Origin of the sequence: Streptomyces sp. NPDC007945 (genome assembly GCF_042958885.1) — a bacterium.
GTDB lineage: Bacteria > Actinomycetota > Actinomycetes > Streptomycetales > Streptomycetaceae > Streptomyces.
Map to the genome: position 1 here is coordinate 314,092 of NZ_JBIBJV010000005.1, position 20,390 is coordinate 334,481.

General features: G+C 75.3%; 16 protein-coding genes. 9 read left to right on the forward strand and 7 right to left on the reverse strand.

Annotation, left to right across the window (positions count from 1 at the left end; genetic code table 11):
* Nucleotides 1-199: 199 nt before the first annotated feature.
* From ACFZCF_RS18470 to ACFZCF_RS18485, 4 genes are all read left to right on the forward strand, one after another.
* Nucleotides 200-1,504 carry an extracellular solute-binding protein gene (locus tag ACFZCF_RS18470; protein WP_391287296.1) on the forward strand — a complete coding sequence of 435 codons (1,305 nt, stop codon included), beginning with the start codon at nucleotides 200-202 and terminating at the stop codon, nucleotides 1,502-1,504.
* 1,084 nt (nucleotides 1,505-2,588) lie between these two features.
* Nucleotides 2,589-3,536: an ABC transporter permease subunit gene (locus ACFZCF_RS18475; protein WP_391287298.1), complete on the forward strand. Its 948-nt coding sequence runs from the start codon at nucleotides 2,589-2,591 to the stop codon at nucleotides 3,534-3,536.
* Nucleotides 3,533-4,438: a carbohydrate ABC transporter permease gene (locus tag ACFZCF_RS18480; protein WP_388444321.1), complete on the forward strand. Its 906-nt coding sequence runs from the start codon at nucleotides 3,533-3,535 to the stop codon at nucleotides 4,436-4,438. The genes ACFZCF_RS18475 and ACFZCF_RS18480 overlap by 4 nt, the downstream gene beginning before the upstream one ends.
* 109 nt (nucleotides 4,439-4,547) lie before the next feature.
* Entirely contained in the window at nucleotides 4,548-5,948 is a 1,401-nt protein-coding gene (locus tag ACFZCF_RS18485) for a GH1 family beta-glucosidase (protein WP_388444324.1), read from the forward strand.
* Between the two features lie 27 nt (nucleotides 5,949-5,975).
* On the opposite strand, the gene helR is transcribed toward ACFZCF_RS18485, so the two are convergent.
* A complete protein-coding gene (helR, locus tag ACFZCF_RS18490) occupies nucleotides 5,976-8,135 on the reverse strand; it encodes an RNA polymerase recycling motor ATPase HelR (RefSeq protein ID WP_388444933.1) in 2,160 nt (719 codons plus the stop codon).
* Between the two features lie 179 nt (nucleotides 8,136-8,314).
* Entirely contained in the window at nucleotides 8,315-8,596 is a 282-nt protein-coding gene (locus tag ACFZCF_RS18495) for a hypothetical protein (RefSeq protein WP_388444327.1), read from the reverse strand.
* Between the two features lie 211 nt (nucleotides 8,597-8,807).
* Between ACFZCF_RS18495 and ACFZCF_RS18500 the strand changes: the two genes are divergently transcribed.
* Nucleotides 8,808-9,473, forward strand: a complete 666-nt coding sequence (locus ACFZCF_RS18500; protein ID WP_391287299.1) for a GPP34 family phosphoprotein — start codon at nucleotides 8,808-8,810, stop codon at nucleotides 9,471-9,473.
* Between the two features lie 11 nt (nucleotides 9,474-9,484).
* Here the strand turns inward: ACFZCF_RS18500 and ACFZCF_RS18505 are convergent, their stop codons facing one another.
* On the reverse strand, nucleotides 9,485-10,081 hold the full coding sequence (locus tag ACFZCF_RS18505) for an HD domain-containing protein (RefSeq protein WP_391287301.1): 597 nt from the start codon (nucleotides 10,079-10,081) through the stop codon (nucleotides 9,485-9,487).
* A 248-nt stretch (nucleotides 10,082-10,329) separates the two neighbouring features.
* Between ACFZCF_RS18505 and ACFZCF_RS18510 the strand changes: the two genes are divergently transcribed.
* The gene (locus ACFZCF_RS18510; RefSeq protein ID WP_391287303.1) at nucleotides 10,330-11,958 is read left to right on the forward strand and encodes a phosphodiester glycosidase family protein; all 1,629 of its coding nucleotides are present in this window, start codon (nucleotides 10,330-10,332) and stop codon (nucleotides 11,956-11,958) included.
* A 113-nt stretch (nucleotides 11,959-12,071) separates the two neighbouring features.
* On the forward strand, nucleotides 12,072-14,135 hold the full coding sequence (locus tag ACFZCF_RS18515; protein WP_391287305.1) for a SpoIIE family protein phosphatase: 2,064 nt from the start codon (nucleotides 12,072-12,074) through the stop codon (nucleotides 14,133-14,135).
* Nucleotides 14,136-14,149: 14 nt separating this feature from the next.
* Here the strand turns inward: ACFZCF_RS18515 and ACFZCF_RS18520 are convergent, their stop codons facing one another.
* From ACFZCF_RS18520 to ACFZCF_RS18530, 3 genes are all read right to left on the reverse strand, one after another.
* A complete protein-coding gene (locus ACFZCF_RS18520) occupies nucleotides 14,150-14,983 on the reverse strand; it encodes a hypothetical protein (protein ID WP_391287306.1) in 834 nt (277 codons plus the stop codon).
* A 127-nt stretch (nucleotides 14,984-15,110) separates the two neighbouring features.
* Nucleotides 15,111-17,414: a protein translocase subunit SecD gene (gene secD, locus ACFZCF_RS18525; protein ID WP_391287307.1), complete on the reverse strand. Its 2,304-nt coding sequence runs from the start codon at nucleotides 17,412-17,414 to the stop codon at nucleotides 15,111-15,113.
* A 130-nt stretch (nucleotides 17,415-17,544) separates the two neighbouring features.
* Nucleotides 17,545-17,916 (reverse strand): hypothetical protein, encoded by a 372-nt coding sequence (locus tag ACFZCF_RS18530; RefSeq protein WP_391287309.1) that lies wholly within the window; start codon nucleotides 17,914-17,916, stop codon nucleotides 17,545-17,547.
* Between the two features lie 166 nt (nucleotides 17,917-18,082).
* Between ACFZCF_RS18530 and ACFZCF_RS18535 the strand changes: the two genes are divergently transcribed.
* Nucleotides 18,083-18,775 (forward strand): lysophospholipid acyltransferase family protein, encoded by a 693-nt coding sequence (locus ACFZCF_RS18535; RefSeq protein WP_388444348.1) that lies wholly within the window; start codon nucleotides 18,083-18,085, stop codon nucleotides 18,773-18,775.
* Between the two features lie 84 nt (nucleotides 18,776-18,859).
* Here ACFZCF_RS18535 and ACFZCF_RS18540 read toward each other — a convergent pair whose 3' ends face one another.
* A complete protein-coding gene (locus ACFZCF_RS18540; protein ID WP_388444351.1) occupies nucleotides 18,860-19,945 on the reverse strand; it encodes an enoyl-CoA hydratase/isomerase family protein in 1,086 nt (361 codons plus the stop codon).
* 135 nt (nucleotides 19,946-20,080) lie between these two features.
* On the opposite strand from ACFZCF_RS18540, the gene ACFZCF_RS18545 reads away from it, so the two are divergent.
* Complete coding sequence (locus ACFZCF_RS18545) at nucleotides 20,081-20,260, forward strand: CsbD family protein (RefSeq protein ID WP_391287312.1); 180 nt, start codon at nucleotides 20,081-20,083, stop codon at nucleotides 20,258-20,260.
* Nucleotides 20,261-20,390 lie beyond the last annotated feature (130 nt).

The following is a 20,390-nucleotide window of genomic DNA, read 5'->3' on the forward strand; positions in this document are numbered from 1 at the left end:
TCGAGTCTTGACGGGAACGGGCGAGTCGGGGCACGCTCCAGTCCGTTCTTGAGAGCGCTCTCAAGGACGTGTGCGGGTCCCTCCCGGGACCCGCCCCCGTTCGACCGCTTCCCCACTTCCCGCTCCGCCTCGCACACCCCGGCACACCGCGGACCTCACCGTCCACCCCGATCCGCCCTGACTCCAAGGGAGCCCGTCCATGCCCATCACCCGAGCCGCCACGCAGGCCGCCCTCCGCATCGGAGCGGTCGTGCTCACCGGTTCCCTGCTCGCCGCCTGCGGCTCCGGAGCCTCCGACACCGCCTCCGACAAGGCCGGCGGCAAGGTCACCGTCACCGTCGACCTCTTCGGCTCCTTCGGTTACAAGGAGGCCGGCCTCTACGCCGAGTACGAGAAGCTCCACCCCGAGGTCACCATCAAGCAGACGGACACCGAGGACGAGGCCGACTACTGGAAGTCGCTCCAGACCCGGCTCGCCGGCGGCGGCGGCCTCGCCGACGTCCAGGGCATCGAGGTCGGCCGGATCGCCTCCGTCACCCAGCAGCAGGCCGACCGCTTCGAGGACCTGCGGAAGTACGGCGCCGACGGGCTGAAGGACCAGTTCGCCGCGGCGAAGTGGGCCGCGGCGACCGGGAAGAACGGCGAGGTGCTGGGCCTCGGCACGGACGTCGGCCCCGAGGCGATGTGCTACCGCACCGACCTCTTCGAGCAGGCCGGTCTGCCCACCGACCGGGCCGAGCTGGCGAAGAAGTGGTCCACCTGGGACGGCTACCTGGAGCTCGGCAAGCAGTACAAGGCGAAGGCCCCCGCGAAGAGCGCGTGGCTCGACAGCGTCGGCAGCCTCTACTCGATCATGATCGGGCAGGAGAAGGAGCGGTACTACGACGCGTCCGGGGCGCTGATCTGGGAGACCAACCCCGCCCTGAAGACCGCCTGGGAGACCGCCGTCGAGGCGAGCGACGCCGGGCTCAGCGCGAAGCTCGACCAGTGGTCCCCGCAGTGGAACCAGGCCTTCGCCGCGGGCTCCTTCGCGACGATCCCCTGCCCCGCGTGGATGCTCGGCTACATCAAGGGCCAGGCCGGTGAGTCCGGCAAGGGCAAGTGGGACATCGCCGCGCTGCCCGGCGGCGCCGGGAACTGGGGCGGCTCCTACCTCGCCGTGCCGCGCGCCGCGAAGCACAAGAAGGAGGCGTACGAGCTGGTGAAGTGGCTCACCGCGCCGGAGCAGCAGGCGAAGGTCTTCGCCAAGCAGGGCAACTTCCCGTCCTCGACCGGCGCCATCGCCGAGGTCGCCGGCACTAAGGACCCGTACTTCTCCGGCGCGCCGATCGGGCAGATCTTCGGCGACGCGGCGAAGGCGGCGCCGGTGCAGGTGCTCGGCGTCCACGACCAGAACATCAGCCAGCAGATCACCAACGCGCTGAGCGAGGTCGAACGCAAGGGCCTCGCCCCGGAGAAGGCCTGGGAGAACGCGAAGAAGGGCGTCGCGAACACCTTGGGCTGAGGCCCGCGGGGCCGGGCGGGGTGGCGCGTGGGCCGGGCCGGGGCCAGGTCGGGCGGGGGCCAGGGCCCGGCGGTGGCTGGGCCGGGCACAGGCAGGGCCCGGACACCCGGGGTACGGCCCGGGCCAGGCCGGGCAGGGGCTGGGCCCGGACACCCCGGCAGGCGCCGCGGCGAGCCCGGTCCAGCCTCCGGACCGTGACGCGGTATCGGGGCCGGACGCCGTACCGAAGCCGGGCGGCGGTACGGCTCCGGGAGGGCGGGCAGTCGCGACCGACGTGGCCCTGGCGGGCCCGCGCAGCACCTGCCGGGACCGGTGGGGCAGCGCCGTCAGAGCACCGAAACCGCGGCCACGCCACGCAGTACGTCCGCTCCCGCCGGGGGCGGCCGCACTCCGCCGCCCCCACTCCCGCGAAGCGGCTCCCTCTGGTGGTCCAACCTTCAGAGTGCAGGGCCGGCGGGCTTGCGGAGCAGGCCGGCGGCGCCTTGGCACCGGCGGTGGCCACCGCACTGCCCGTCCGGTCCGCCGGGTTGCGCCGGGAGTCCCTGCGGGCCGGTTCCGGTCGCTGCCGACCGGGCCCACGGCAGCCACCCGTCCGGCGCCCCGGCCGAACCACACCTGGACGGGCTCGTCCAGGGGCCACGGGGCCCGGACCGTAGGCCACCGGCCACGGACCCCGGACCCGGACCGGCGGTCCGAGGTCCGACGGGCCGCAAGGGGCTGGACGGCAGGTCGCCGGCCCCAGACCCGGACCATCGGGCCGCAAAGCGCCGGACCGAAGGACCGCATAGACCCGGGCACCGCCCGCAGACCGCAAGGGGCGGGCACGCCGACCAGCGGAGCCTCCGGGCCCCCGGGGCCGGGCACCGGACCGGCTGGGTTACCGGGGGCCAGGCACCCGGACCGGCTGGGCCACCAGGCCCCGGGATCTGGCACCCGGGCCCAGGCCCGGCACCCGGCACCCGGACCGGCTGGGCCGCCATAACCCCGGCCGGGCCGGGCCCCGGAGGTCCGTACCGACCGTAGAACCGTCGGGTCCCCGGGGCTCGGCGTCATCCTTCCGCATCGTCTCCCGAAGGGCCGCACCGTGACCCTCGTCGCACCGGCGAAAGCCGCCACCGTTCCGCGCACGTCGGGCTTCCGGCGTGTGTGGGGCGCCCTTTCCCCTTACACGTACGTCGCCCCGTTCTTCACCCTGTTCGCCGCCTTCGGGCTCTTCCCGCTGGTCTACACGGCGTACGTGTCGCTCCACCGGGTGGAGCTCCAGGACCCCGGTTCCATGGAGTGGCGCGGGCTCGGCAACTACACCGCGCTCTTCGGCGACGAGTTCTTCTGGACCGCGCTGCGCAACACCTTCACCATCGGCGTGCTGTCGACCGTGCCGCAGCTGGTGATGGCGCTCGCGCTCGCGCACCTGCTCAACCACCGGCTGCGCGGCCGGACGTTCCTGCGGACGGCGATGCTGCTGCCGTACGCCACCTCCGTCGCCGCCGCGACCCTCGTCTTCGCGCAGCTGTTCGGCCGCGACTTCGGACTCTTCAACTACGTGCTCGGCCTCGTCGGCGTCGGGCCGATCGACTGGCAGTCGGGCACCCTCAGCTCGCAGATCGCGGTCTCCACGATCGTCGTCTGGCGGTGGACGGGCTACAACGCGCTCATCTATCTCCCCGGCATGCAGTCCATCCCGTCGGAGCTGTACGAGGCGGCGGAGATGGACGGCGCCTCCCGCTGGCGGCAGTTCTTCCACGTCACCCTGCCGGGACTGCGGCCGACGATCCTCTTCACCGTCGTCGTGTCGACGATCGGCGCCACCCAGCTCTTCGGCGAGCCGCTGCTCTTCGAGGGGTCCATGTCGGGCGGCATCTCGCACCAGTACCAGACCCTCGGCCTGTACATGTACGAGCAGGGCTGGGGCTTCTTCCACCTGGGCCGGGCCGCCGCCATCGCCTGGGTGATGTTCCTGCTGATCCTGGTGCTGGTCGGGGTCAACGCCCTGATCGCGCGCCGCCGTTCCCGCAAGGAGGCCGGCCGATGACCGCGCTCGCCGATCCGCCCGCCCCGGTCCGCGCCCCCGCCCGGCGGACGCCCTCCCGGCCGCGCCGCCGGTCCGGTGCCGGGCGGACCCTGAAGGCCGGGCCGGTCGCGTACGCCGTGCTGATCCTGGCCGTGCTCGTCTCCGCCTTCCCCTTCTACTGGACGATCGTCGCGGCCAGCCGCTCCAACGCCGACCTGGCCCAGGTGCCGCCGTCGCTGGTGCCGGGCCCGCACCTGATCCGCAACTTCGAGGCGGTGCTCGCCGAGGCGGACATCGGCAAGGCACTGCTCAACTCGCTCATCGTGTCCGGTTCGATCACCGTGGGCACGGTGCTGTGCTGCACCCTCGCCGGCTTCGCCTTCGCCAAGCTCCGCTTCCGCGGCCGGGGCGCGCTGCTCGCGGTGACGGTCGGGACGATGATGATCCCGCCGCAGCTCGGCGTCATCCCGCTCTTCATGCTGATCGCCGAGCTCCAGTGGGTGAACCAGCTCCAGTCGGTGATCCTGCCGGGTCTGGTCTCCGCGTTCGGGGTGTTCTTCATGCGCCAGTACCTGGTGCAGTCGCTTCCCGACGAGCTGATCGAGGCGGCGCGGGTCGACGGCGCGTCCACGGCCCGGATCTTCTGGTCGATCGTGGTGCCGATCGCCCGTCCCGGCATGGCCGTCCTCGGTCTGCTGACCTTCATGGCCGCCTGGAACGACTTCTTCTGGCCCATCGTGGCGCTCTCCTCGCAGGAGCCGACCGTCCAGGTGGCGCTCCGCCAGCTCGGCGGCGGCTACGTCCACGACCAGTCCGTGATCATGGCGGGCACCCTGCTCGGCACGCTGCCCGTGCTGCTGGTCTTCGGCCTGCTCGGCCGTCAGATCGTCGGCGGCATCATGCAGGGCGCGGTCAAGGGCTGAGCCGCGTCCGCCTCCCTTCCCTCTCCCTTCCGTCTCCCCCTGCCGTCTCGCTCCGCCCCCCACCTCGGATCCGTCCTTCCCACCCTCGTCTTCTTGGAGTCGCCCCCTCATGACCGCCGTCGACGCACGCCCCGAGTCCTCCGCGACGCTCCGCTTCCCGGAGGGTTTCCGCTGGGGCACCGCCACCGCCGCGTACCAGATCGAGGGCGCGGCCACGGAGGACGGCCGGACGCCGTCCATCTGGGACACCTTCAGCCGGACGCCGGGCAAGGTCCGCAACGGCGACACCGGTGACATCGCCGCCGACCACTACCACCGGGTGCGCGAGGACGTGGCGCTGATGCGCGAGCTGGGGGTGACGGACTACCGGTTCTCGGTGGCGTGGCCGCGCGTCCAGCCGACCGGCCGCGGGCCCGCGCTGCAGAAGGGCCTGGACTTCTACCGGCGGCTCTGCGACGAGCTGCGGGAGGCGGGGATCCGCCCGGTGGCGACGCTGTACCACTGGGACCTGCCGCAGGAGCTGGAGGACGCGGGCGGCTGGCCGCGCCGGGAGACGGCGGAGCGGTTCGCCGAGTACGCGGGGATCACGGCGGCGGCGCTCGGCGACCGGGTCGCGACCTGGACGACGCTGAACGAGCCGTGGTGCGCCGCCTTCCTGGGGTACGGGAACGGGGTGCACGCCCCGGGCCGGACCAGCGACGTGGAGGCGCTGCGCGCCGCGCACCACCTGAACCTGGCGCACGGTCTCGCGGTCGGCGCCCTGCGGGAGGCGCTGCCGGCCGGGTCGGAGGTGTCGCTCACGCTGAACCTGCACGTGGTGCGGGCGCTGACGGAGTCGGCGGAGGACCTGGACGCGGCGCGCCGGATCGACGCGGTGGCGAACCGGATCTTCCTCGACCCGGTGTTCCGGGGCCGGCTGCCGGAGGACCTGGTGCGGGACACGGCCCGGGTGACGGACTGGGGGTTCGTACGGGACGGGGACCTGGCGACGATCTCGGCGCCGATCGACTCGCTGGGGCTCAACTACTACTCCCCCACGGTCGTCGCGGCGGGGTCCTCGGAGTCGCCGTCGCCGTGGGGCGGCGCGGAGCGGCACGTGCGGTTCCTGCCGGCGCCGGGCCCCCGGACGGCGATGGACTGGCCGGTGGACGCGGACGGCCTGTACGAGCTGCTGGTCCGGCTGCGCGACGAGCTGCCGGGAGTGCCGCTGGTGATCACCGAGAACGGGGCGGCGTACGACGACTACGCGGACCCGTCCGGGCGGGTGCGGGACCCGGAGCGGGTGGCGTACCTGCACGGGCACCTGGCGGCGGTGCGCCGGGCGATCGAGGACGGCGCGGACGTGCGGGGCTACTTCCTGTGGTCGCTCCTGGACAACTTCGAGTGGGCGTTCGGGTACAGCAAGCGGTTCGGGATCGTGCACGTGGACTTCGCGAGCCAGCGGCGGACGCTCAAGGACAGTGCCCGCTGGTACGCGCAGGTGATCGCGCGGGGCGGGCTGCCGTCCTGAGCGTCCGGCCCGCCGCCGCGCTTGCGGTCAGGCGCTGGTGAGGACGGCGAGGCGCTGGGTGGCGCGGGTCATCGCCACGTAGTGGTCGACCGCGCCCTCGATGCCCTCGCCGTACCCCTCCGGGTCGAGGAGGACGACGAGGTCGAACTCCAGGCCCTTGGAGAGGCTCGGCGTGAGCGCCCTGACCCGGGGTCGGTCGCCGAGCGCGGGGAGCCGGCCCTCCGCGGCGATGACGCAGGCGACGCCGTCGGTGTTCGCGGCGAGCCAGTCGTCGAGGAGGGAGTCCAGCTCGGCGGTGGTGCCGTGGTGGACGGGGAGGCCGGAGGCGCGGACCGAGGTCGGCACGTTGGCGTCCGGGAGGGCGGCGCGGATGACCGGTTCGGCCTCGGCCATGACCTCTTCCGGGGTGCGGTAGTTGATGCTGAGCGAGGTCGTCTCGACGCGGTCGAGGCCGATGCGCTCCAGGCGCTCCCGCCAGGTCTCCGTGAAGCCGTGGCGGGCCTGGGCGCGGTCGCCGACGATGGTGAAGCTGCGCGAGGGGCAGCGGGCGATCAGCATCTGCCATTCGGCGTCGGTGAGTTCCTGGGCCTCGTCGACGACGACGTGGGCGAAGGGCCCGGCGAGCGGGTCGCCGGCGGCGACGGGCAGCCCGGCGTCGTCGACGAGGCTGTCCTGGAGGTCCTGGCCGAGGAGCATGGTGACGGCGCCCTCGCCGTCGTCGTCGCCCCGCACGATGTTGTCGATGACGCCGGCCATGCGCTCCTTGCGGGCGGCGAGCGTGGCCTTCTCGCGGCGCTTGCGGGCGCTGGACCGGGGGTCGCCTAGGCGCTGCCGGGCGGCGTCGAGGTAGGGCAGGTCGGACTCGGTCCACGCGTGGGCGTCGGCCCGCTGGAGGGCGCGCACCTCGTCCCGGTCGAGCCAGGGGGCGCACAGGCGGAGGTAGGCGGGCACGGTCCACAGGTCGCCGACGAGGTCGGTGGGCTCCAGCATCGGCCAGGCCCGGTCGAGGGTGGCGACGAGTTCGCGGTCGTGCCGCAGGGCGCGCTCGAAGAGGATGTCGGGGACCTCGCCGCGGGTCTTCTCCTTGAGGAGGGTGACGAGCTCCTCCCAGATCAGTTCGCGTGCCTCGTTGTGCGGGGTGCTGGGGCCGGGGGCGTCGAAGGCCTCGGCCCAGTCGTCGGCGGTGACGGTGAGGTCGCCCCAGTCGGTGGTGACGTGGGTCGGCCCGGTGGGGGGCTCCTCGTAGAAGCGGACGGCCTTCTCGATGCCCCGGACCAGGGCGGCGGAGGACTTGAGCCGGGCGACCTCGGGGTCCTTCTCGGGGCGGACGGCCGCTCCTTCGGGGACGAGGTCGCGGACGGTGCAGGTGCGGACGCCTTCCTCGCCGAGGCTGGGCAGCACGTCGGAGACGTAGGCGAGGTAGGGCTGGTGGGGGCCGACGAAGAGGACGCCGCCCCGGCGGTGGCCGAGCCGGGGGTCGGAGTAGAGGAGGTAGGCGGCCCGGTGGAGGGCGACGACGGTCTTTCCGGTGCCGGGTCCGCCGTCGACGACGAGGGCGCCGCGCGAGCCGGCGCGGACGATGGCGTCCTGGTCGGCCTGGATGGTGGAGAGGACGTCGCGCATCCGCTCGGAACGGTTGGTGCCGAGGCTGGCGATGAAGGCCGACTGGTCGTCGAGGGCGGCGTGCTCGTCGAGGCCGCCCTCGGTGAAGACCTCGTCCCAGTAGTCGGTGATCCGGCCGCCGTTCCAGCGGTAGCGGCGGCGGCTGGCGAGCCCCATCGGGTGGGCGTGGGTGGCGCCGAAGAACGGCTCGGCGGCGGGCGAGCGCCAGTCGACGAGCAGCCGGTTCCCATCGCTGTCGGTGAGGCCGAGGCGGCCGATGTAGAGGGGTTCGGAGCCGTCGGCGGAGACGATCCGGCCGAGGCAGAGGTCGAGGCCGAAGCGGCGCAGGGCGCGCAGTCGGCCGGAGAGGCGGTGGACCTCCAGGTCGCGCTCCATCGCCTCGCGGCCGAGGCCGCCGGGGGCGCGGAGGACCGCGTCGAGGCGCTCGGAGAGTTCGGCGACGGCCTGGTCGAGGCTCTCGGCGACGGCGGCGAAGTGCTTCACGTCGTCGGCGATCAGCGCCGGATCGGCCTTGGCGGCGAGACGGTCGGGAAGCTCGAAGGGGCCGGTGGTCCGCTGAGGCATGGGCACGCGCGCAATCTCGTTTCAGCAGGTGAAGGGGTAGATGTGCGATTGTGCGGCATCCGGGGGGCCTTGCCGCAAGGCCCCCCGTGCGCTATATCTTGAACATGGCGGGACGAGCTCCCGCCTTTCGCATGTCCGGCCCCACCGGTCCCCCGTGCCGCGCCGGGCGCCCGGGTCCGTCAGCGGGTGTCGCCGGTCCAGTCGAAGCGTGCCGGGTCGCCGGCCCGGGGGCCGTACACGGCCTTGCCCTCGGCGCCGTAGCGGCTCAGCTCCGTCTCCAGGACGGCGCCGGCGCGTATCTCCTCGCCGGTCCAGTCGGTGACGTCGAGCAGCAGCCCGTCGAGCGGGCCGCCGACCAGCTCCGCGTAGGACCGGCCGGGGCGCGGTCCGGGGCGCGGGTCGTCGTGGTCCTGGCCGTAGACCCGGCCTCTCAGCAGCTCCTCGTCACGGTCCCCGCCCATGCCGTCTTCCTTCCTCCCGCCGCCGGGACGCTCGCTCCGCCTGTCCATGGCCCCAGGGTGACAGCCGCCACTGACAACGGCCCGCCGACCGGACCCGTACGGAGGTTCGCGGAGGCTTTCGCGGGGTCCCGGGAACCGGACGGGTCGTCAGGCCGTCCTCCGGGGCAGACCACCGGACCCCGTTCCGGCCGCCTCACCTGGAAGGACGTCGATGTCGATCACGCTCGCCGAGGAGATCACGCTGCTGTCCCTGGACGACGCGTCCGGGGAGGCGAAGGAATCGCAGGCGGCGGCCTGGGCGGTCGCGGGAGGCATCCTCCTGGAGCTGGCGCTCGCGGGGCGGGTGTCGGTGGCCGGCGGGCGGCTGACCGTGACGGACGAGGACCCCACCGGGGAGGCGCTGCTCGACGGGCGCCTCGCGGCGCTCGCGGAGTGGGCGGGGCGCCGGGACGGGGCGCCGAAGGTCAGCGAGTGGCTGAGGAAGGACCAGGCGAAGGCACCGGCCGCGACGGTCGCGCGGCTGTGCGAGCGCGGGCTCGTCGTGGAGGAGACGCGCCGGGTCCTGGGCCTGTTCCGGGTCCGGCGGTACCCGGAGGCGGACGGCTCGGTCGAGCGGGAGCTGCGGGAGCGGCTGCGCGCCGTGGTCCTGGACGGCGCCGCGCCGGACGAGCGGACGGCGGGGCTGATCGCCCTGCTGCACGGGGCGAAGCTGCACCGGATCGCCTTCCCCGGGGAGCCCCGCAAGGAGGTCGCCGCCCGGATGGCGGAGCTCGCCGAGGGCCGGTGGGCGAGCGAGGGCGTGCGGGAGGCGATCCGGGACATGCAGGCGGCGATGACCGCGCTGACGGTGGTCACGATCGTCACGGCCGCCGGCTGAGCCCGAACGGCTCAGGCCACGGCATGTCCGTGTGCGGCGGCCAGGGCATCGAGTTCGGGGTCGCCGTACTGTCGGCGCAGGGCCTGGAAGGTGGTGACCTTCTCCGGTCCGAAGCGGGCGATCCTCGCCTCGAAGGTGTCGGGGGAGACGAAGCGGGGCGGGGTGCTCTTGCTGTGGAACTTGTCGGCGTACATGACCATCCGCTCCTCCGGCGTGACGGGCACGTAGTCGGCGGGCGGGATGGGCAGGCCCTGCGCGAGGACGTCCTCCTGGGTGAGGCCGACGCCGGTGTGGCAGGAGCAGAAGCGGCAGAGGGTCTCGGGGAGGCCCTCTGCCGCGAGGAGCCGGTGGCCGAGGACGCCGTGGGTCACGTAGGAGGCGCCGTCGAGGCGCCCGGCGGAGTCGTACAGGCGGTAGACGCCGATGTCGTGGAGCAGGCAGCCGGCGCGGACGAGTTCCGCGTCGACGCCCCGGCCGTGTCGGGACAGGAATTGCTCGGCGAGGGAGGCGACGATCTCGCAGTGGGTGAAGACGAGTTCGAAGGCGGCGTCGCTGGGGGCGTGTTTCCGGTGCAGCGCCCGGATTTCGTCATATGAGGGGATCTCCACACCGGAAGGATAGTCGGGCGGGCCTCCGCCTCCGCCGGGGTACGGCGCGGGCGTGACGGCCGGGCACCGTGCGCGTCGGGGCCGGTGCCACCCGGTCTGTCCGGACGTGCGTCGCGGGCCGGACCCGGGAGAGGGAGGAACCGAACCTTCCACCGCTCTGCCACGGGAGTCGAACTGCGCGTCACCGTCCGGTAACTGACGGCACGTTCCCTCGGTATCCAGGCAGTTCCCACTCGGGAAGGACTCCCATGCAGCGCAGGCCCCTCCTCCTCCTGGTGGCCGCCGCGGTCCTGTCGGCCGGGTCCTCGGTGCCCCTGGCACAGGCCCGCCCCACCGGACCCGCGGTCGCCACGCCCGCCGCCTCCACCCCCGCACCGGCCGCCGCCGCCGGGCCCGCCGTCGCCACGCGCCACCCCGTCCACGCGGCCACCCGCGTCACCAGCGCCCCGGCTCCGGGCGTGACGCTCACCACCCTCACGTACGGGAAGCGCGACGCGGACGACCTCTGGACCGCGCAGGTCAACCTCCCGTCGCAGCCCGACGGGCCGCTGTCCGGCGCGCCGCTCGCGCTCGGGCCGCACGCCACCGCGCAGCGGGTCGCGAAGCTCCTGGGCGCGGCCGGCTTCACCCCGCGCGTGGAACGGGTGACCACGCCGGCGTACGCGGACCGGCGCGCGGGGGTGCTCGGCTGGACGGTGCGGACCGGCAGGTACACGGACGAGGCCGACGCGACCGCCCTCGTCGCCCGGCTCAAGGCCGCCGGCTTCACCGCCCGCACCCGCTACACCGCCCAGGACGGCACCGACGAGGACGCCCCCCAGCGGGTCCACGTCCTGCGCGTCGACCTCGACGCCTTCGGCGGCCGTCTCGCGGCCGGCCACGGCCCCGCCCTCAACGGCACCGAGAAGCTGACGGACCTGATCGCCGCCTCGGGCGCCGTCGCGGGGATCAACGGCCAGTGGTTCTACAACAGCGCGCCCGGCGGGATGTACGTGAAGGACGGCCGGCTCCTCGGCTCGGCCACCCAGGGACGCGCCGGCGTCCGGCTGGACCGCGGCGGCCGCGGCCTCGCCGTCGACACCTTCACCACCCGGGTCACGGTCACCGCCGACGGCGAGACCGTCGAGGTCGACGGGATCAACCGGCTCCCCGGCGACGTCTGGAACTGCGGCGGGGTCGGCGGCGACCAGCCGACCGAGCGCCCCCAGCACGACCTCAAGTGCACCGACGCCAGCGAACTCGTCCGCTTCACCCCCGAGTGGGGCGCTCCCCCGGCCGGCGCGGGTGCGGAGGCCGTCCTCGACGCCCGGGGCCGGGTGACCGCCGTGCGCCCCACGCGCGGCGCGGCCGTCCCGGCCGGCGGCTCGACGCTCCAGGCCACCGGCGACAGCGCCGCCTGGCTGCTGCGCACCGCGCGGGTCGGCGCCACCCTCTCCTTCGACGAGCGGATACGGGACGGCCAGGGCCGCACGGTCGTGCTCGGGCCCGACACGACGATCCTCCAGGTGGGCCCGTCCCTGGTCCGCGCGGGCCGGGTGGCGGTCAACGCGGTGGGCGACGGCATCGTCCGCGAGGGCCCCGACCAGACTTTCACCTACGACTGGACGGTGCGCGCCAACCCCCGGTCCATGATCGGCAAGGACGGTCAGGGGCGGCTGCTCCTCGTCGTCGTCGACGGACGCGACCCCGGCGTCAGCGAGGGCCTGAGCATCGACGGCGCCGCCCGTCTGATGCGCTCCCTGGGCGCCCGCGAGGCCCTGAACCTCGACGGCGGCGGTTCGAGCGTCCTCGCGACCTCCGCGGGGATCGTCAACCGGCCGTCGGACGCCTCGGGCCAGCGCTCGCTCGGGAACGCGCTGCTGCTCCTCCCCAGGTGACGCCCGCCCCGTCGTGACGACCGCCGCGCGTCGGTGGGAGTGGCGACGGGCGAAGGGCGCCCGGAGCGGCGAGACTGGGCCTGACCCCGGCGTCGACCGCAGGCAGGTGCAGCATGTTCGAGGACGTCCCGCCCCTTCCCGGCACGGAGGGGACGGCCGCCCTGGGCGGTGTGTCGGCGTTCGCCCTCGACCATGCCGTCCTCGACGCCGTGTTCCGTCAGTCCTCGGTCGGCGTGCACGTGCTCGACCAGGAGCTGCGGGTGATCCGGGTCACCGGTCCGGCGCTCGCGGAGCGGGACGTCGCGGAGGAGGAGGTGCTCGGCCGGCCGGCGGCGGAGGCGTACCGGCGCTTCGGCGTCGACGTGGACGAGCACGTCCTCCGCGAGGTCCTCGACGGCGGGCCGCCGGCCCGGGACGTCCTGATGCGGGGCCGCCCGCCGGGCGACACGGGCCGGGAGCACGTCTACTCGGTGTCCGTCTATCCGCTGTACGACCCGGCGCCGGACGGCGCGGAACGGCCCGCGATCGGGCTGGTCGCCACCGTCACGGAGGTCACCGACCGGATCCTGGCCGAGGGGCGGCTCGCCCTGCTCTACGAGGCCCGTGAGCGGATCGGCCGGACGCTCGACGTCGAGCGGACCGCACGCGAGCTCGTCGAGGTCACCGCACCCGGCTTCGCCGGCTCGGTCGTCGTCGCGCTCACCGACGCGGTGCTGCGCGGGAAGCCGCCGGAGCTGCGGCGCCCGGGCGAGACGCCGCTGCTGCGGTGCACCGCCGTGGGCGGCTCCGGGCGGACTGAGTGCGACGCGCCGCTGCCGGAACCGGGGGCGGTGCTGGTGCCCGGCCTGTTCGGCGAGCGACTGCCGGACGGTCCCGAACTGCGGCCGTGGGACGGCGGGGTGCGGCTCGTGGCACCGCTCGCCGTGCGCGGACAGCTGCTGGGCGCCGTCGCGTTCGGACGGCCGCCGGGGGCCGACCCGTACACCGAGGACGATCTCGCCGTCGTCGAGGGCGTGGCCGCGCACACGGCGACCTGTCTGGAGAACGCGCTCCGCTTCACCCGCGAACACATCGTGATGACGGCCCTGCAGTCCTGGCCGCTGCGGCCCGAGGGCGAGACCCGGCACGCCGTGGAGCTCGCCCAGCGGCACCGGCCCGGCGGCACGGGCGCGGGCTCGTGGTTCGACGTCATCGCGCTGCCGGGCGGGCGGGTGGCGCTGGTGGTCGGTCAGGTGGAGCGGCCGGGACTGAGTTCGGTGGCGACGATGGGCCGGCTGCGGACCGCCGTGTACAGCCTGACGACGCTCGACCTCGCTCCGCACGAACTGCTGGCCCGGCTGCACGCGGTGACGCAGCGGCTCGCCCGGGAGCAGGGGCACGGGGACGGGCCCGGCGCGGACGAGCCAGCCGCCAGCTGCACGATCGCCGTGCACGATCCGGTGACCGGCCGGCTCGACCTCGCCCGGGCGGGGTCATCGCTGTGCGTCGCCGTCCGGCCGGACGGCTCCCTCGACACGGACCTGGTGGACGAGGGTCCGCTCCTGGGCGACGACGGCCCGCCGTTCGCGTGCTCCTCGCACTTCCTGCCGGAGGGCACCACGCTGTGCCTCGCCTCCTCCGCCCGCGCGGACGGCGGCCCGTCGCAGGCGCGGGTCGCTCAGGCGCTGGCCGCCCCGGACCGGGGCCCCCACGCCATGGCGGACGACCTGGCGGCGCTGCTCGCGCCCGAGCGGGTGCTGCTGGTGGCCCGCACGCTGCGGCTGCCGGCCTCGGACGTCGCCGCGTGGGAACTGCCGGGCGAGCTGTCGGCGGTGGCGCCGACGCGGCACGCGGCGGAGGAGCGGGTGCGCGAGTGGGGCCTCGACGTGGACCCGCTCACCGTCGAACTGATCGTCAGCGAGCTGGTCACCAACGCGGTGCGGCACGGGGCTCCGCCGTACGCCCTGCGGCTGCTGCGGGGCGATTCGACCCTCACCGTGGAGGTCCGCGACGGCGCGGCCACCGCCCCGCACCTGCGGCACGCGAAGGCCGCCGACGAGGGCGGTCGGGGCCTGCACATCTGCGCGATGCTGGCGGACGCGTGGGGCGTGCGGTACGAGGAGGACGGCAAGACGGTGTGGGCGGAGCTCGCGCTGGATGCGGAGGAGGGCGGGGGCGGGGACCGGACCGGCGCCTGAACGGCCCCGGCGGATCAGCCGATCCCGTGCGCCCGCGGGGTCGGCGGTGCGACGGCCCGCGGGGCGACGAAGAGCCCGAAGCCGTGGTTGGCGGCGATCGCGCGGATGTGGTCGGCGGAGAGGGAACCCTGCCGTTCCAGGACGAGCGCGGGCAGGCCGGAGCGGGTGTGCCCGGCGGTGCGGTGGAAGGCCAGGATGCTGACGGGCGTCGCACGGTGGAAGGGATGGCGGCGGCGGGCGGCCTCCTCGTCGGCGTGGGCCAGGACCCGGACGCCGTCCCCGCCGAACTCCTCGGCGAGGCCGTCGGCCCGCCGGTGCGGCGGTTCGTGGCCGCGGTCGGTCAGGTGGCGGGAGGGGTCGACGGAGGTGACGGCGAGGAAGTCGCCGCCCGTGAGCGCGAGCGCCGTGCCGAGGAAGGCGTGCGAGGGGCAGTGGGTACCGGGCGCGATGACCTGGACGGTGGGCCCCGCGTCGTCGGCGGCGACGAGCGCCTGCGGGACCCGGTCGGCCGCCGGTCCGCGCAATCCGATGGGCCCGAGCTCGAGCAGCTCGTCCATCAGCGACCTGACCTGCTGCCAGGGGACGCCGTCCGGGAGCCGCGTCCAGTCGAACGCGGCCGGCACCCGCTCCGGCACGGTCGTCGCGCTCGCGGTCCACCCGGCCGGGCGCCCCTTCATCCGGCTGACCCGCTCGACGGCCTCCCGCTCCGGCCGGAAGCCCAGCGCGTAGAAGTTCCCGAACCCGTACGCCACGGCCTCCCCGCCCGCGATCGCGCCCGCCGCCTCCCGTACGTCCTCCGGGTCGTCGAGCACCAGGGTCTTCACCGCCGCGGCCTGCTGCACGCTCACGGAAACCACCTCCGCGTCTTCGCCATGTGATCTTTTACGCGTGCAACGACCCAACACCCCCTCGGTCACCCCGCCGCCCCGTCGGCCCACCCGTCCGGCCCCGGCCGCGCGGCCGGGGCCGGACGGCTCAGACGACCGCGCCCGTGGGGTCGCCCGCGCGCGGCTTCGCCGGGCGGGCGGGGGGCTTCGGGGCGCGGGACTCCAGGGTGACCGTCAGGGGAAGGGCCGTGAAGACCGTCGACGCCATGCCCAGGACGACGCCGGCCAGCAGGGCCACGGAGAAGTCCGTGAGGGTGTCGCCGCCGAGGACGGCGAGGGCCGCGAGGACGAAGAGGGCGCCCATGCCGGTGTTGACCGTGCGCGGGAGGGTCTGGGCGACCGCGCGGTCGGCGAGGTCCGCGAGCGGGAGGCGGGCGCCGGTGCGGCGGAGCTCCCTGAGGCGGTCGAGGACGACGACCGAGTCGTTGACCGAGTAGCCGACGACGGTCAGCAGCGCCGCCAGGAAGACGCTGTCCACCGGCTTGCCGAGCCAGGCGAAGAGACCCACGACGAGCAGCACGTCCTGGGCCATGGCGGCGACGGCCGCCGCCGCGTACGTCCAGCGGAAGCGGACGGAGAGGTAGGCGAGCTGCGCGGCGACCGCGAGGCCGAGCGCGAGCAGCGCGTGGGTGCGCAGTTCGCCGCCGAGGCTCGGGCCGACCAGGTCGTCGCGTTCGACGGTGACGGGACCCACGGCCCCGGTCAGGGCCTCGGTGATGCGCCGCTGCGCGGAGTCGTCGGTCTCCCCCACGCGGACGGTGACGTCCCGGCCGCCGTCACCGGTGGCCTGGACGACGGCGTCGGGGAAGCCCGCGGCGGCGACCGCCGCGCGGGCCGCGTCCGCGTCGACCGGCCGGGTGGCCGCGTACTGGACGTCCCGGCCGCCGGTGAACTCGACGCCCAGCTGCACCCCGCGCACCCCGATCCCCGCGAGGGCGACGAGGAGGAGGACCGTGCTGACGGTGAACCAGCGGCGCCGGTGGACCATCAGCCGCGGTGCCCGCCGGGCCAGCCGGGTCCGCAGCCTGCCGAGCCCCGCCATGCCGGTGAGCGCGGGCCTGCGGCGTACGGCGGGCAGGGCGAGGGCCGCGTCGGCGAGCAGCCGGGTGATCACCATGGCGGTGATCATGGAGGCGAGGACTCCGAGGGCGAGGGTCACGCCGAAGCCCTTCACCGGCCCGGTGGCGAAGGCGAAGAGGAGCCCGGCGGCGAGGAGCGTGGTGATGTTGGAGTCGGCGACGGCGCTCCACGCCTTGGCGAAGGCGGTGGCGAGCGGGCGGCGCGGGTCGCGGACGGCGGTGGTGCGGCCGAGCGCCGCGTACTCCTCCCTGGCCCGTTCGAAGACGAGGACGTTCGCGTCGACGGCGATGCCGACCGCCAGGACGAAACCGGCGAGGCCGGGGAGGGTGAGGGTGGCGCCGAGGGCGACGACCGCCGCGTACGAGAGGAGTCCGTAGAGCAGCAGGGCGAGCGTGGCGAGGAGGCCGAGGAGCCGGTAGACGGCGATGACGAAGACGCCGGTGCAGGCGAGGCCGATGACGGCGGCGAGCGCGCTGGCGCGGATCGCCTCGGCGCCCAGCGTCGGTCCGACGGTGCTCTGTTCGACGGTGGTCACGGGCAGCGGCAGCGCGCCGCCCTCGACGAGCGCGGCGAGGTCGCGGGCCTCCTCGGCGGAGAATCCGCCGGTGATCTGGGTGGAGCCGCCGGCGATGCCGGCGCCGCAGGTCACGCCGGCCTGGACGGCGGGCGCGGAGACGATCCGGTCGTCGAGGACGATCGCGACCCGGCGGGCCGGGTCGCCGGCCGGTGCGCAGGCGGCCTCGCCGGTGAGCCGGGCCCAGTCGGCGGCGGCGCCGTCGCGGAAGGCGAGGTCGACGGTCCAGCCGCGGCCGCTCGTGGTGTCGAGGACGGCGTCGGCGCTCTTCACGCCGTCGCCCGTGAGGGCGGGCGCGGCGAGGGCGAGGAAGCCTCCGCCGTCGGGGTCGGCGAGGACGCGGCCGCCGTCGGCGGCGGGGCGGTCCTCGGGCGCCGCGGCGGCGGTGCCGGTGACGGCGTGGACGGTGAGCTGCGCGGTGCGGCCGATGACCTCGGCGGCCTCGCGCGGGTCCCGCAGACCGGGGAGTTCGACGACGATCCGGTTCTCGCCGGCGCGGGCGAGCGACGGCTCGGCGACGCCGAGGCCGTCGACGCGCTTGCGGAGCACTTCGAGGGCGCGGTCGGTGGCTTCCGCGTCGGCGCGGAGCGCGGGGGTGTCCTGGGTCTCCAGGACGATCCGTGTGCCGCCGCGGAGGTCGAGTCCGAGGCGGGGCTGGGTGGTGAGGGCGGTCCAGAGGGCGAGCGCGACGACGGCGAGCGCGAGGAGCGCGCGCCGGAGCACGGCGGACGGGGGCATGGGTCCTCCACGGGCGGTGCACGGCCGGCCACGTGAGGGCGGGCGGTCCGTGCGGGCATGACGGGGGTACGCGCGCGTGGCCGGTGCTCGGACATGCCGAGGGCCCGGACGGCGGCGCGGTGGAACGGCGTCAGCTGTGCCGGGTGGAGGGCGGACCGCGGGGGTCCCGGGGGTCGTACGGAAGGCCGGGCGGTGCACGCTCCCGGCGCGGATCGCCCGCGACGCGCCCGGGTACGGGAGTCACGTCGGCGGTCCGGACGACCGGCGGTGCGACGGGCGGGGCCGGGAAGCGCACGGAGTGCTCGACGACGGCCGGGAATTCGGCCGCCTCGGCGCCCGTCAGCTGCGGGTCCGGCACCGTCGGCGCCGGGGCGGCGGCCGTCGGGACCTCGCCGCCGGTGCCGGTGCCGGCGGTCGCGGGCGCCACGAGGAACGCGCAGAGCGCGCAGAGCAGCGCCGGGAGGAGCCGGGCGAGGACCGAGGACGGTCTCGTGGTGCGCACCGCCCGCCTCCCCTCTCCGTCGTGACCTCGTGTCGGATCAGCCTAGACGGGCGGGGTTCGGGATGAGTACGGGGGTGAGTACGGGCGCGCATGTCGGAGGCGGGTGCTCCGGCCGACGATGGGCGGGCCGTCGTCGTCCGGTTCCCCGAAGGTGGAGGGTCCGCCCGTGCTCAGTCGTCTCGCCGCGCATCTCGTGCCGTTCTTCGGACGGTTGACCGTGACCGCGGACCCCGGTGCCCGGATCGAGCCGGGCTCCATCATCGTCGCCAACCACACCTCGCTCGCCGACCCGGCGCTGGTCCTCGCCGCGCTGCGGCGGCGGCTCGGCGCCGAGCCGGTGCTGCTCGCGGCGGCGGGCCTGTGGCGGGTGCCGGGGCTGGGGCGGGCGCTGTCGCGGGACGGGTACGTGCCGGTGCACCGCAACACGGCGCACGCCTCGGCGGCGCTGGACCGGGCGGCGGTGGCGCTGGCCTCGGGGCGGCCGGTGATGCTCTACGCGGAGGGCCGGATCCCGCCGCGCAGGGAGGCCTCGGAGGCGCCGCCGGAGGAGTTCCGCACCGGCCTCGCGCGGCTCGCGGGGGCGACGGGCGCGTCGGTGGTGCCGGTCGGGCAGGCGGGGGCGCGGCGGATCACCTCGGGCGGGACGGTGAAGCAGATCGCGGGCGTGCTGACGGCGCCGTTGCGACGCCCGTGTCTGCACGTGCACATCGGGGCGCCGCTGCGGCTGCCGGACGACGTGCCGGCGGCGACGGCGCTGGCGCACGGGGCCGTCACGGAGGCGTGGCGGACGGCGGCGCTGGCGCTGGGCGAGCCGGCGGCCGGGGCGGAGCCGGTCCCCCGGCCGAGGACGGCCGTCTGAACCTGCCCGTCGGAGGAGGCCGGAGGGGCGGAGGTCCGCCGTGCCGGACCTGCCGCTCGGCCCGGCCGGTTCCTGCGGAAGGGGTCAGGCCGGCCCGAGACCGAGGTCGCCGCCGGGCGGGGGCGCGAGATGGCGGGCGACGGAGTCGTCGGTGACGCCGGCGAGCGTCGGCGGGTCCCAGCGCGGGTTCCGGTCCTTGTCGACGACCTGGGCGCGGATGCCCTCGACGAGGTCGTGGCTGGTGAGGGCCGCGCAGGAGGCGCGGTACTCCAGGTCGAGGACGGCTTCGAGGCTGCCGAGTCCGCGGGCGGCGCGGAGCACGGCGAGGGTGGCCTTGAGGGCCGTCGGGGACTTGGTGAGGAGGGTGTCGGCGGTCTCCTTCGCGGCGGGGACGCCGGAGTCGAGGAGCCGGTCGACGATCTCCTCGACGGTGGGGGCCGAGTAGCAGGCGTCGATCCACTCGCGCTGCTCGGCGAGGACGCCGGGGGCGGCCTCCGTGGCGTGCCGGGCCAGGGCCTCGTCGGCGGGGAGGCGGGTGAGGTCGGCGGCGAGGGCGTCGAGCGCGGCGGCGGGGACGTGGTGGTCGGCGAGGCCGGTGAGGAGGGCGTCGGCGGCGCCGATCTGCGTGCCGGTGAGGGCGAGGTGGGTGCCGAGTTCGCCGGGGGCGCGGCCGAGGAGCCAGGTGCCGCCGACGTCGGGGACGAAGCCGATGCCGGTCTCGGGCATGGCGATCCGGGAGCGTTCGGTGACGACGCGGACGGAGCCGTGGGCGGAGACGCCGACGCCGCCGCCCATGACGATGCCGTCCATGAAGGCGACGTACGGCTTCGGATAGCGGGCGATGCGGGCGTTGAGGCGGTACTCGTCGCGCCAGAAGGCGGCGGAGGCGGTGCCGCCGGCGCGGGCGTCGTCGTGGATGGCGCGGATGTCGCCGCCGGCGCACAGGCCCCGCTCCCCCGCGCCGCGCAGGACGACGGTGGTGACGGCCGGATCGTCCGCCCAGTCGGTGAGGGCTGCGTCGAGGGCGAGGACCATGCGGTGCGTGAGGGCGTTGATGGCCCGCGGCCGGTCGAGGGTGAGGAAGCCGGCCCGGCCCTCGGTGCGGCGCAGGACGTCGGGGCCCGGGGCTGCGGAGGCGGCGGCGGGGTTCTCGGCGGGCACGGCGATCACTCGGTCCTTCCCTGGCACGGCTCTGTGTCGCCGCCCACGCTACCCGCCGGGGCAGGGGCCGACGGGCGGGGGGAGCCGGGGCGGCCTAGCGTGGATCGGGGGCCCATACGGAGTCGCGGAGGAGGGATCGCGGTCATGGGCAGCGTCGCCGACAAGGCCCGGGGCAGGGCCAAGGAACTCACCGGGAGACTCACCGGCAACGAGCGGCTGGTCGCCGAAGGCCGGACGGACCAGGCCAAGGCCAAGGCGCGCAGAGCGCTGAGGAACCTCCGTGGACGCGCCCGTGGCGTCACGGACGCGTTCGGGCGCTCCTGACGGGGTGCGGGTGCGGCCGCCCGGGTGCGGCCCCGGCGAACCTCGGGCGTGCGGGCCGAGGGGCGGATCTGGGCGGGGACGCGGCTGGGGACAGGGGCGCGGATACGGGTGGGGATCCGGCGGCGGCTTG

Excerpts from the sequence above, each read along its gene's own strand:
- ACFZCF_RS18470 (WP_391287296.1), top strand. The coding sequence starts at position 200 with ATGCCCATCACCCGAGCCGCCACGCAGGCCGCCCTCCGCATCGGAGCG.
- ACFZCF_RS18480 (WP_388444321.1), top strand. The coding sequence starts at position 3,533 with ATGACCGCGCTCGCCGATCCGCCCGCCCCGGTCCGCGCCCCCGCCCGG.
- ACFZCF_RS18485 (WP_388444324.1), top strand. The coding sequence starts at position 4,548 with ATGACCGCCGTCGACGCACGCCCCGAGTCCTCCGCGACGCTCCGCTTC.
- helR (WP_388444933.1), bottom strand. The coding sequence starts at position 8,135 with ATGCCTCAGCGGACCACCGGCCCCTTCGAGCTTCCCGACCGTCTCGCC.
- ACFZCF_RS18495 (WP_388444327.1), bottom strand. The coding sequence starts at position 8,596 with ATGGGCGGGGACCGTGACGAGGAGCTGCTGAGAGGCCGGGTCTACGGC.
- ACFZCF_RS18500 (WP_391287299.1), top strand. The coding sequence starts at position 8,808 with ATGTCGATCACGCTCGCCGAGGAGATCACGCTGCTGTCCCTGGACGAC.
- ACFZCF_RS18510 (WP_391287303.1), top strand. The coding sequence starts at position 10,330 with ATGCAGCGCAGGCCCCTCCTCCTCCTGGTGGCCGCCGCGGTCCTGTCG.
- ACFZCF_RS18515 (WP_391287305.1), top strand. The coding sequence starts at position 12,072 with ATGTTCGAGGACGTCCCGCCCCTTCCCGGCACGGAGGGGACGGCCGCC.
- secD (WP_391287307.1), bottom strand. The coding sequence starts at position 17,414 with ATGCCCCCGTCCGCCGTGCTCCGGCGCGCGCTCCTCGCGCTCGCCGTC.
- ACFZCF_RS18545 (WP_391287312.1), top strand. The coding sequence starts at position 20,081 with ATGGGCAGCGTCGCCGACAAGGCCCGGGGCAGGGCCAAGGAACTCACC.